Here is a 10,958-nt window from a genome sequence, read left to right as displayed (position 1 = left end):
TGGTCGGGGTAAGGGGATTCGAACTCCTGACATCCTGCTCCCAAAGCAGGCGCGCTACCGGACTGCGCTATACCCCGATAATACAGCTACATCTTGATGAAAATGGCTCCACGACCTGGACTCGAACCAGGGACCCAATGATTAACAGTCATTTGCTCTACCAACTGAGCTATCGCGGAACTATGCATTTCAGACGTAACTTCTACAACTACAGCGCTGAATTAACTGCTTATTTCAGCCTCAATGACCCGTTTGCATCGCTACGTTCGCGTCTCTGAGGCGCGCTATTCTACAATTTTAAAAAAGACTGTCAACCCTTAAAACTGCATTTAAGACAATGATTTGCGATTTTTTTAGGATCGCCGCGCTTACACCTGATATCTCGGTTTCTTGCCCCTTATGCCGCGCTGATAAAAAGACCCTCACGAGGAGGGTCCTTCTATATAGAGGTAATGAACGAATCAGCCGAAAGTAATCTCGTCGCCAACCACAGTACCGGTCACGGTGGCGCCAGGCAGGAAGCGCCCGGACAGAATCAACTGCGCCAACGGGTTTTCGATCCAGCGCTGTATTGCACGCTTCAGAGGCCGTGCGCCGTACACCGGGTCGTAACCCACCGCGATCAGTTTATCCAGTGCCTCGGCGCTCAACTCCAGCTTCAGCTCGCGCTCAGCCAGACGACCACGCAAACGGCCGAGCTGAATGTTGGCGATGCCAGCAATCTGATCGCGCGCCAATGGCTCGAACACCACGACTTCATCGATACGGTTGATGAACTCTGGACGGAAGTGCGAACTGACCGCGTCCATCACCGCCGCACGCTGTGCCTCGCGATCACCGACCAACTCCTGGATCTGCACCGAGCCCAGGTTGGAAGTCATCACGATCACGGTATTGCGGAAATCCACCGTGCGCCCGTGACTGTCGGTCAGACGACCATCCTCAAGCACCTGCAGCAGCACGTTGAACACGTCCGGGTGAGCCTTTTCCACTTCATCCAGCAAGATCACTGAATAAGGCTTCCGTCGCACAGCTTCGGTAAGGTAACCGCCCTCTTCATAACCCACGTAGCCCGGCGGCGCACCGATCAGGCGGGCCACGGAGTGCTTCTCCATGAACTCGGACATGTCGATACGCACCATCGCCTCTTCGGTATCGAACAGGAACTCGGCCAGCGCCTTGCACAGCTCCGTCTTGCCGACACCGGTAGGGCCGAGAAACAGGAACGAACCGCTCGGACGATCCGGGTCGGACAACCCTGCACGCGAGCGCCGCACTGCGTTGGATACCGCGACCACGGCTTCGTCCTGGCCAATCACACGTTGGTGCAACAGGCTTTCCATCTTCAGCAGCTTGTCGCGTTCGCCTTCGAGCATTTTCGAGACCGGGATCCCGGTCCACTTGGACACGACTTCTGCAATCTCTTCTTCGGTCACTTTGCTGCGCAGCAACTGGTTTTCGCTTTTGCCGTGCTGATCGACCATCTGCAGGCTGCGTTCCAGATCAGGAATGATCCCGTACTGCAACTCTGCCATCCGATTCAGATCACCACGACGACGGGCCGCTTCCAACTCCTGACGCGACTGTTCGATTTTCTGCTGAATTTGCGCCGAACCTTGAACCTCGGCTTTTTCCGAGGTCCAGATCTCTTCGAGATCGGCGTACTCACGCTCAAGCCGGGCGATTTCCTCCTGAAGTTTCTCCAGACGCTTGATTGCGGCTTCGTCGTCTTCTTTTTTCAGGGCCTGGGATTCGACCTTGAGTTGAATCAGGCGCCGCTCAAGACGGTCGAGCACTTCCGGCTTGGAGTCGATTTCCATCCGAATGCGGCTGGCCGCTTCGTCGATCAAGTCGATGGCCTTGTCCGGCAATTGACGATCAGTGATATAGCGATGACTCAGCTTGGCCGCCGCAATGATCGCGCCGTCAGTAATAGCAACCTTGTGGTGAACCTCGTAGCGCTCTTTCAAGCCACGCAGGATCGCGATGGTGTCTTCTTCGCTTGGCTCATCCACCAGCACTTTCTGGAAGCGCCGTTCAAGGGCTGCGTCCTTCTCTATATATTGGCGGTATTCGTTGAGCGTGGTCGCGCCGACGCAGTGCAGCTCGCCGCGAGCCAGCGCAGGCTTGAGCATGTTGCCCGCATCCATCGCGCCTTCACCTTTACCGGCGCCGACCATAGTGTGCAGTTCATCAATGAACAGGATGATCTGACCTTCCTGCTTCGACAGCTCGTTCAGCAGCGCTTTCAACCGCTCTTCGAATTCACCACGGAACTTGGCGCCGGCAATCAGCGCGCCCATGTCCAGCGACAGCACGCGCTTGCCTTTAAGGCCATCCGGCACTTCACCGTTGACGATCCGCTGGGCCAGGCCCTCGACAATCGCGGTTTTACCCACGCCAGGCTCACCGATCAGTACCGGGTTGTTCTTGGTCCGGCGCTGCAGTACCTGAATGGTTCGACGAATTTCGTCATCACGACCGATCACAGGGTCGAGCTTGCCTTCTTCGGCGCGCTTGGTGAGATCGATGGTGTATTTATCCAGCGCCTGACGCGACTCCTCGACGTTGGCATCATTGACCGCCGCACCGCCACGCAGATTGGTAATGGCATTTTCAAGGGCCTTTTTACTAACGCCCTGGCCCAGCAAGAGCTTGCCAAGCTTGTTGTTCTCGTCCATTGCCGCCAGCAGCACCAACTCGCTGGAGATGAACTGGTCGCCCTTCTGCTGCGCCAGGCGATCAGCCTGATTGAGCAGACGCGCCAAATCCTGCGACATATTCACGTCGCCGGTAGGATTCTGGATTTTCGGCAGTTGGTCGAGCTCTTTGCTCAACGCCTTACGCAGGCTGTTGATGTCAAAGCCGACCTGCATCAGCAGCGGCCTGATCGTACCGCCCTGCTGTTCAAGCAGCGCCTGCATCAAGTGCGCCGGCTCGATGCCCGAATGATCTAACCCCACAGCCAAGGACTGAGCATCAGATAAAGCCAACTGCAATTTGCTGGTTAACTGGTCTATACGCATTAGTTACCTTCCTTATTAAGCAGGCCGGAGCGATGGACACACCTATGAAGAAAACCTGCTGGATTGCCCATTAGATGCGGTCGATTTTGCAGGATTCAAGCGCTGTTTAATTGACGTAAGTCAGCAATTATGATGAGTGAGCGTAGTCGACTCAGTCAATCCAGACCAGAGAGGCGAAACGACCGGTGCGAGCGCTCCGGCGATAGGAATAAAAGCGTGGATCATTGACCGTGCAGAAGCCGCCGCCATACACCGCCGTCACACCACATGCCGCCAGACGCAGACGCGCCAGGGCATAGATGTCGGCCATAAAGCGACCGGCATTGAGGCTTGGCACAAATGCCTGGGCAGTTTCGGGATGAGTGCTTATAAAAGCTTCACGAACTTCCGGTCCGACTTCGAATGCTTGCGGACCAATGGCCGGGCCGAGCCAGACAAGAATATCGCTCGCTGGCACCGCCAAATGATCGACCGTCGCTTCCAGTACGCCAGCAGCCAACCCACGCCAACCGGCATGGGCCGCCGCGACACGACTGCCCGCACGATCACAAAACAGCGCTGGCAAGCAGTCCGCGGTCATGATGGTGCACGCGACACCTGGAGTCATCGTCCAACTGGCATCAGCTTCGACAACACAAAGAGGATCGGCTTGAGCAACGACGACACCGTGCACCTGGCGTAGCCAGGCAGGCTGGATATTCAGGCTGGATGTCAGATGCTGACGATTGGCAGCCACCGACTCAGGGCGATCATCAACGTGATCACCCAGATTGAAGCTGTCGAACGACGCCTGACTGACGCCGCCCACACGGGTGGTGACGCACGACTTGACCCCTGCCGGCGCAGGCCAGTCAGGGATCAGCCAATCCGTCACGAACGTGTTCACCCGATGAACGCCTCGCGATCCTGCTTCAGCAGCGACAACAGCCAGACAAAATCGTCTGGCAGCGGCGATTCCCACTTCATTCGCTTACCGGTCGTCGGATGATCCAGCTCCAGGAAACGCGCATGCAGCGCCTGACGCGGGAAATGTTTCAACGATTCGACCATGGTCACGCTGGCAGCAGGCGGAATACGGAAGCGACCACCGTAGGCGGGATCACCGACCAACGGGAAGTTGATGTGCGCCATGTGCACGCGAATCTGGTGAGTACGACCGGTTTCCAGCTTGACCCTTACATGGGTGTGGGAACGGAAACGCTCAAGCACCCGGTAATGACTCACCGCCTGCTTACCACCCTCCATGACCGCCATGCGCTGACGCTGCTGGCCGTGACGGCCGATCGGTGCGTCGATCTTGCCACCTGCGGTGACAACACCAATGACGATGCATTCATAGATCCGGCTGACGCTGCGATTCTGCAACTGCGTCACCAACTGAGTCTGCGCCTGGATTGTCTTGGCCACCACCATCAGACCAGTGGTGTCCTTGTCCAGACGGTGCACGATGCCAGCGCGCGGAACATTGACGATGTCCGGAAAGTGGTGCAGTAGAGCGTTAAGCAGCGTGCCATCGGCATGACCCACTGCGGGGTGAACCACCAAACCGGAAGGTTTGTTGATCACCATGATTTGATCGTCCTCGTAGACGATATCGAGCTCAATATCCTGCGCCACCCATTCACCTTGGGCTTCCTGCTCTGCGGACAGTTGCAGAACAGCGCCGCCATGAACGATGTCACGTGGGCGCAAAACGCCTCCGTCCACAGTCAGGCAGCCGTCTTTTATCCAGGCGGAAAGGCGCGAGCGCGAGTGCTCAGCGAATAATTGTGCGGCGACTTGATCGAGGCGTTGACCGCCCAATTCGGACGGCACCTCTGCGCGGAGTTCTATATTCTCGGACATGCTCAGACTAGGCTGCGGCGTAGCCTTTGGTTTCGGCTGCGCGCTTGTGGTTAAATACGGCGTCTTTTGCCCCGGGGTTTCACGGGGTGCCCATCATAACAGGACGGCCCCGCCCAAGACAGCGGGCCGTCATAGGGACGCTAGCCGCCATGCAAGTGAAACACCTGCTGCTGATCGCCATCCTCGCACTCACCGCTGCTTGTTCATCGAAAGAAGTCATCGACGAAAATCTGAGCGAAGTCGAGCTGTACCAGCAGGCGCAGGCCGACCTGGACAACAACAACTACAACAGTGCAAGCAACAAGCTTAAGGCACTGGAGTCGCGTTATCCCTTTGGACGCTATGCCGATCAGGCACAGCTGGAGCTGATCTACGCCAACTATAAAAACGGTGAGCCGGAGGCTGCGAAGTCTGCCGCTGAACGTTTTATTCGTTTGCACCCACAGCACCCCAACGTCGACTACGCCTACTACCTGAAGGGTCTGACCTCCTTCGACCAGGACGTTGGCCTGCTGGCTCGCTTCCTGCCGCTGGACATGACCAAGCGTGACCCGGGCGCTGCCCGCGACTCCTACAACGAGTTCGCCCAGCTCACCAGCCGCTACCCCAACAGCCGTTATGCGCCGGATGCCAAGCAGCGCATGATCTACCTGCGCAACCTGCTGGCTGCCTACGAGATCCACGTCGCGGACTACTACCTGACCCGTCACGCTTACGTTGCAGCCGCCAACCGTGGTCGCTACGTGGTCGAGAACTTCCAGGAAACGCCGTCCGTCGGCGATGGCTTGGCAGTGATGATCGAGTCCTATCAGCATATGCACCTGGACGAACTGGCTGCCAGCAGCCTGGAAGTCCTCAAGCTGAACTACCCGAACCATCCAAGCCTGGTCGATGGTCAGTTCGTGCCGCAGATCGCCGACGAAGACAACCGCTCATGGCTGTCGAAGGTAACCCTAGGCCTGATCAACACCAATACGCCGTTGCCGCCAGGTGAAACTCGCGCCAACCAGGACGTGCTCAAACAGTACCAAGATGCCAAGGACGCTATTCCTTCGGAACTGCTGCCTGCCAATCAGGACGAGGTCGACGAGCAGAATCATCAAGCGGAAGGCAACAGCAAAGACCGCTCGTGGTTCAGCTACATGACGTTGGGTATTTTCGACTGATTCAGTCGTATTGAAAAAAGAGACCTTCGGGTCTCTTTTTTTATTGGGCATTTCTCCACTGTGCGCCCGACAGCTCCTTGGCTACACTGCCGAATCTTCAATCAGAAAGCTGGTAGACATGGGTATCTTCGTACGCTTAATTTTATTGATCGCCTTAATCGCGGCGGCGATGCACTTCTTCAAACGAATAGGTAAACACCCTGCGCCCTCCAAACAGGCAGAATCGCCTGAAATCGCAGCCGAGCCCATGGTCCGCTGCGCCCACTGCGGCGTCCATTTGCCCCGTGACCGTGCGTTGAGCCTGGAATCGAACGCGGGGAAACAGTGGTACTGCAGCCAGACACACCTGGAACAAGGCCCAGGCTCTCGTGACCGCTGAGACACTCTCACTGAGCGGCAATCAGGCCCAGCGTATCCTGCGGCTTTATCACCTTTATCGTTTGGTCATCGGCATCACGCTGGTCCTGATGATCTCCAGCAATCTGGATGATGACCTGCTGGAGCTGGCCAACCCGATCCTGTTCAGGACAGGTTGCTGGCTGTATCTGGTTTTCAATATCCTGGTCGTCGTGCTGCTGGACAGACCGAACAATGCTGTACAGACATTCAGCTTGGCGCTGGCCGATGTCGTGATGCTTTCGGCGTTGTTTTACGCAGGCGGTGGCGCACCCAGCGGCATCGGCAACCTGCTGATTGCATCGGTCGCCATCAGCAACATATTGCTGCGAGGGCGCACTGGGTTGTTGATTGCCGCGGTTGCAGCCATCGGCATCATTTACCTGACCTTCTATCTCAGCTTCAATCGACCGTCGGCGTACAACCACTATCTCCAGGCTGGCTCGCTGGGCGCCATGTGCTTTGCCGCCGCGTTATTGGTACAGGCATTGACCCATCGCCTGCACCTTAGCGAGTCGCTGGCAAAAGAACGCGCGGCAGATGTCGACAACCTCGAAGAACTCAACGCGTTGATCCTGCAACGCATGCGCACCGGCATTCTGGTGCTCGACGCCCAACGCAAGGTGCTGCTGGCCAATCACGGCGCCCTGACCCTGCTGGGCCAGGAACACCTGATCGGCAAAACCATCGACGACTATTGCCCACCGCTGGTCGACCGGCTGCAGCAATGGCAGATCAACCCGATGTTGCGTCCGCAGAGTGTGGCGACGTCCCTCGGCCCGGTGCTGCAACCAAGCTTCATCGCCCTCAATCGCGACGAACGGCGTCACACCCTGATCTTTCTCGAGGACCTGTCGCAGATATCCCAACAGGCCCAGCAACTCAAGCTCGTCGCATTAGGCCGCCTGACTGCCGGGATCGCCCACGAAATTCGTAATCCACTGGGCGCCATCAGCCATGCCGCCCAACTGCTCAAAGAATCAGAGGACCTGACGGCGCCTGACCTGCGCCTGGGTCAGATCATTCACGATCAATCCCGGCGGATGAATCTGGTGATTGAAAACGTTCTGCAACTGTCTCGCCGACGTCAGGCCGAACCGCAGCAGCTCGATGTCAAACGCTGGCTGGAGCCGTTCCTCAGCGATTTTCGCAGTGCCGCCACGACCAACCAGCAGTTGCACGTCGACATCGGTATTGGGACCCTGACGACGCGCATGGACCCCGAGCAACTGACGCAGGTGCTGACCAACTTGCTGCAGAACGCATTACGGTATAGCGCCAAGGTCAATGAACAGGCGCAGGTCTGGCTAAAACTGTGTCACGATCCGATCAGCGACTTGCCGATTCTGGAAGTACTCGATGACGGCCCCGGCGTGGCCAGCGAACATCTGACAAAGATTTTCGAACCCTTCTTCACCACGGAAAACAAAGGCACCGGGCTGGGCCTTTATATTTCCCGCGAGCTGTGTGAAAGCAATCAAGCACACTTGGATTACAGTCCCCGGGAAGGTGGCGGGAGCTGTTTCCGCATCACCTTCGCCCATCCGCTCAAACTGAGTTGAACATGAGCACACGGCAAAAAATCCTGATCGTCGACGATGAACCGGATATCCGCGAACTTCTGGAGATCACGCTGGGGCGGATGAAGCTCGACACCCGCAGCGCGCGCAACGTCAAAGAAGCGCGTGACTGGCTGCTGCGCGAGCCTTTCGACCTGTGCCTGACGGACATGCGCATGCCCGATGGCAATGGCCTGGAGTTGGTGCAGCACATCCAGCAACGTCACCCGCAGGTGCCAGTGGCGATGATTACAGCGTATGGCAGCCTCGACACCGCTATCAATGCACTAAAAGCCGGGGCCTTCGACTTTTTGACTAAACCGGTGGACCTCACCCTCCTCCGCGAACTGGTGACCAGCGCCCTGCGCCTGCACCCCCCGACCACAACTGACAGCAGCAGCATCGACAGCCGCTTGCTGGGCAACTCGCCGCCCATGCGTGCACTGCGCAACCAGATCAGCAAACTGGCCCGCAGTCAGGCTCCGATCTACATCAGTGGCGAATCGGGCAGCGGCAAAGAGCTAGTGGCACGCTTGATTCACGAGCAAGGTCCGCGCATCAGCCAACCCTTTATTCCGGTCAACTGCGGCGCCATTCCTTCTGAACTCATGGAAAGCGAGTTCTTCGGCCATCGTAAAGGTAGCTTCAGCGGTGCGGTCGAGGACAAGCCCGGATTGTTTCAGGCTGCCAACGGCGGGACGCTGTTCCTTGATGAAGTCGCAGACCTGCCGTTGGCCATGCAGGTCAAGTTACTGCGCGTGATCCAGGAAAAAGCCGTGCGCTGCGTGGGCGGACAGCAAGAGTTGGTGGTGGACGTGCGCATTCTCTGCGCGACCCACAAAGACCTGAGCGCCGAAGTCGCTGCCGGGCGTTTCCGCCAGGATTTGTATTACCGCCTGAACGTCATCGAGCTTCGCGTACCGTCCTTGCGCGAGCGCCGGGAAGACATCGGCCAACTCGCCGACAACGTCCTCCGACGCTTGGCCGACGGCTCGGGACAGCCCGCAGCAAAGCTCAACGCACACGCGCTGGAGACCCTGAAAAGCTATCGATTCCCCGGCAACGTGCGCGAGCTTGAAAACATACTCGAACGCGCCTACACCCTGTGCGACAACGACCAGATCGACGTCAGCGACCTGCGCCTGGCCGACTCACCCGGCGCCCACGACCCCGACGGCCCCAACCTGGCCGAGATCGACAACCTGGAAGATTACCTGGAAAGCGTCGAACGCAAACTCATCCTCCAGGCCCTGGAAGAAACCCGCTGGAACCGCACCGCCGCCGCCCAACGCCTGAACCTGACGTTTCGGTCCATGCGCTATCGGCTGAAAAAGTTGGGGCTGGATTGACGGATACCACGCGGTCACGGCGCAAACTGGGTCCCTGTAGGGGCTGCTGAGCCTCTCAGCCCACCAATCTTCCATCCGGCGCATACGGCGCGGCATCGATAATCGGCTTGCGCTCGGACAACAGGTCCGCCAGCAGTTGGCAAGACGCTGGCGCCAGCACCAGGCCGTTGCGGAAATGCCCGCAGTTCAGCCACAACCCGTCAAAGCCCGGCACGGCCCCGATATAGGGGATGCCTTCAGGCGAGCCAGGCCGCAGCCCGGCCCAATGCCCCACAACCTCGGCGTCCGCCAGCGCCGGGATCAGCTCAACGGCCGAGGCCTTCAGGCTCTCCAATGCGCTGTCCGTGGTGGTTTTGTCGAAGCCCTCATATTCCAGCGTGCTGCCGACCAGTATGTGCCCGTCACGTCGCGGAATCGCGTAGCGACCCTTGGCAAGGATCATCCGCGGCAGGAAGTCCGAGGCGCACTTGTACAGGATCATCTGGCCCTTGACCGGCTCGACCGGCAGCTCCAGGCCAAGGGTCTTCAGCAGTTCACCACTCCAGGCACCCGCCGCCAGCACCACGCGATCCCCGAGCACATCACCGGCCGCCGTGCGGACGCCAAGCACCTTGTCGCCCTCGCGGATAAAGCCACTGACTTCACACTGCTCATGAAGCGTGACGTTGGGCAGCGCCAGCAACGCCGCTTTCAGCGATTTCACCAAGCGGGGGTTACGCACATTGGCGACGTTAGCCATGTAGATAGCGCGAGAATATCCCTCGCCCAGTACCGGCACCGCAGCGTAAGCCGCCGAAATATCCACCGCACTCAACGGCCGGTTCTCCCGAACCGCCCACTCCAGCGCTTCTTTTTCATCATCCAGATCGAGCCAATACAGACCGGTCGTGTGCACCTCGGGATCGATGTCCGTGGCCGAAAACAAACGCTCGGCCAATTGCGGATAAAAATCCTGCGACCAATGCGCCAACGCGGTCACCGCCGGGCTATAGCGCCAAGGGTAAAGCGGCGAAACAATACCGCCACCGGCCCAAGACGATTCCTGACCGACATCGGCACGATCAAGCAAAACAACGCTTTCTACCTCGGCTGCCAGAGTAAACGCGGTCAACAGACCGATCACCCCACCGCCGACGATTACTACTTGCTGCTTGGACATCTTGGACTCGATGTAAAAAGGAAAAGGTTAACGGCTCCAGCACAGCAGGGTCGTAGCCCCACTCGTCAGGTTAAGATTGCTGCGCGCACCGGTATTGTTGATAACAAAACTGCCACATTTGTCGCCGTTCATCATCGCAGCTGCGACCGGGGCAGCGGTCAGCGTGAAATCTTGTGCGTTGCGGACAGCGGCAACAGTGTAATAAGTGTTGCCTGCGGAGATCACGAGGGCTGCTGCAGGCGGACCGGTGACATCGGAATATTGCCCATTACGCGAATAAAATCGCTCAAGATTCTGTGCCTGTTCGGAGAGCAATCCGGCGATTTCTGAGCGATGGGTTTTCTTCACGTACTCCGTGTAGCTGGGGTAGGCGATAGCCGCCAGAATGCCGACTATCGCCACGACGATCATGAGTTCTATCAGGGTGAAGCCCTTACTCTGCCTTCGCATAAAGCCTC

General features: G+C 58.1%; 9 protein-coding genes and 2 tRNA genes. 4 read left to right on the top strand and 7 right to left on the bottom strand.

Features of this window, described 5'->3' with window-relative positions; all coding sequences use genetic code 11:
- From QN399_RS13000 to rluD, 5 genes are all read right to left on the bottom strand, one after another.
- Window positions 1-77: transfer RNA gene (locus QN399_RS13000), tRNA-Pro, on the bottom strand.
- A gap of 26 nt (window positions 78-103) precedes the next feature.
- Window positions 104-179: transfer RNA gene (locus QN399_RS12995), tRNA-Asn, on the bottom strand.
- A 282-nt stretch (window positions 180-461) separates the two neighbouring features.
- Window positions 462-3,026, bottom strand: coding sequence for an ATP-dependent chaperone ClpB (gene clpB, locus QN399_RS12990; protein ID WP_322181981.1), 2,565 nt, complete (start codon window positions 3,024-3,026; stop codon window positions 462-464).
- 151 nt (window positions 3,027-3,177) lie between these two features.
- Window positions 3,178-3,900, bottom strand: a complete 723-nt coding sequence (pgeF, locus tag QN399_RS12985; RefSeq protein ID WP_330201020.1) for a peptidoglycan editing factor PgeF — start codon at window positions 3,898-3,900, stop codon at window positions 3,178-3,180.
- A gap of 8 nt (window positions 3,901-3,908) precedes the next feature.
- Complete coding sequence (gene rluD / locus QN399_RS12980) at window positions 3,909-4,871, bottom strand: 23S rRNA pseudouridine(1911/1915/1917) synthase RluD (RefSeq protein WP_219062582.1); 963 nt, start codon at window positions 4,869-4,871, stop codon at window positions 3,909-3,911.
- A gap of 149 nt (window positions 4,872-5,020) precedes the next feature.
- Between rluD and QN399_RS12975 the strand changes: the two genes are divergently transcribed.
- The 4 genes from QN399_RS12975 (at window position 5,021) to QN399_RS12960 (ending at window position 9,341) form a co-directional block, all read left to right on the top strand.
- The gene (locus QN399_RS12975; protein WP_322181984.1) at window positions 5,021-6,037 is read left to right on the top strand and encodes an outer membrane protein assembly factor BamD; all 1,017 of its coding nucleotides are present in this window, start codon (window positions 5,021-5,023) and stop codon (window positions 6,035-6,037) included.
- A gap of 118 nt (window positions 6,038-6,155) precedes the next feature.
- Window positions 6,156-6,416 (top strand): PP0621 family protein, encoded by a 261-nt coding sequence (locus QN399_RS12970; protein WP_322182870.1) that lies wholly within the window; start codon window positions 6,156-6,158, stop codon window positions 6,414-6,416.
- A complete protein-coding gene (locus tag QN399_RS12965) occupies window positions 6,406-7,995 on the top strand; it encodes an ATP-binding protein (protein ID WP_322181986.1) in 1,590 nt (529 codons plus the stop codon). Before QN399_RS12970 ends, QN399_RS12965 begins: the two co-directional genes overlap by 11 nt.
- A gap of 2 nt (window positions 7,996-7,997) precedes the next feature.
- Window positions 7,998-9,341, top strand: a complete 1,344-nt coding sequence (locus QN399_RS12960; RefSeq protein WP_330201017.1) for a sigma-54 dependent transcriptional regulator — start codon at window positions 7,998-8,000, stop codon at window positions 9,339-9,341.
- 55 nt (window positions 9,342-9,396) lie between these two features.
- On the opposite strand, the gene thiO is transcribed toward QN399_RS12960, so the two are convergent.
- Window positions 9,397-10,500 (bottom strand): glycine oxidase ThiO, encoded by a 1,104-nt coding sequence (gene thiO / locus QN399_RS12955; RefSeq protein WP_330201016.1) that lies wholly within the window; start codon window positions 10,498-10,500, stop codon window positions 9,397-9,399.
- Between the two features lie 27 nt (window positions 10,501-10,527).
- On the bottom strand, window positions 10,528-10,950 hold the full coding sequence (locus tag QN399_RS12950) for a type IV pilin protein (RefSeq protein ID WP_322218030.1): 423 nt from the start codon (window positions 10,948-10,950) through the stop codon (window positions 10,528-10,530).
- Window positions 10,951-10,958: the final 8 nt, after the last annotated feature.

The organism is Pseudomonas sp. 10C3 (genome assembly GCF_036346185.1).
In the GTDB taxonomy this organism is placed as follows: domain Bacteria; phylum Pseudomonadota; class Gammaproteobacteria; order Pseudomonadales; family Pseudomonadaceae; genus Aquipseudomonas.
Note: the sequence above shows the minus strand (reverse complement) of the source record. Positions and strands in the feature narration are given on the sequence as shown.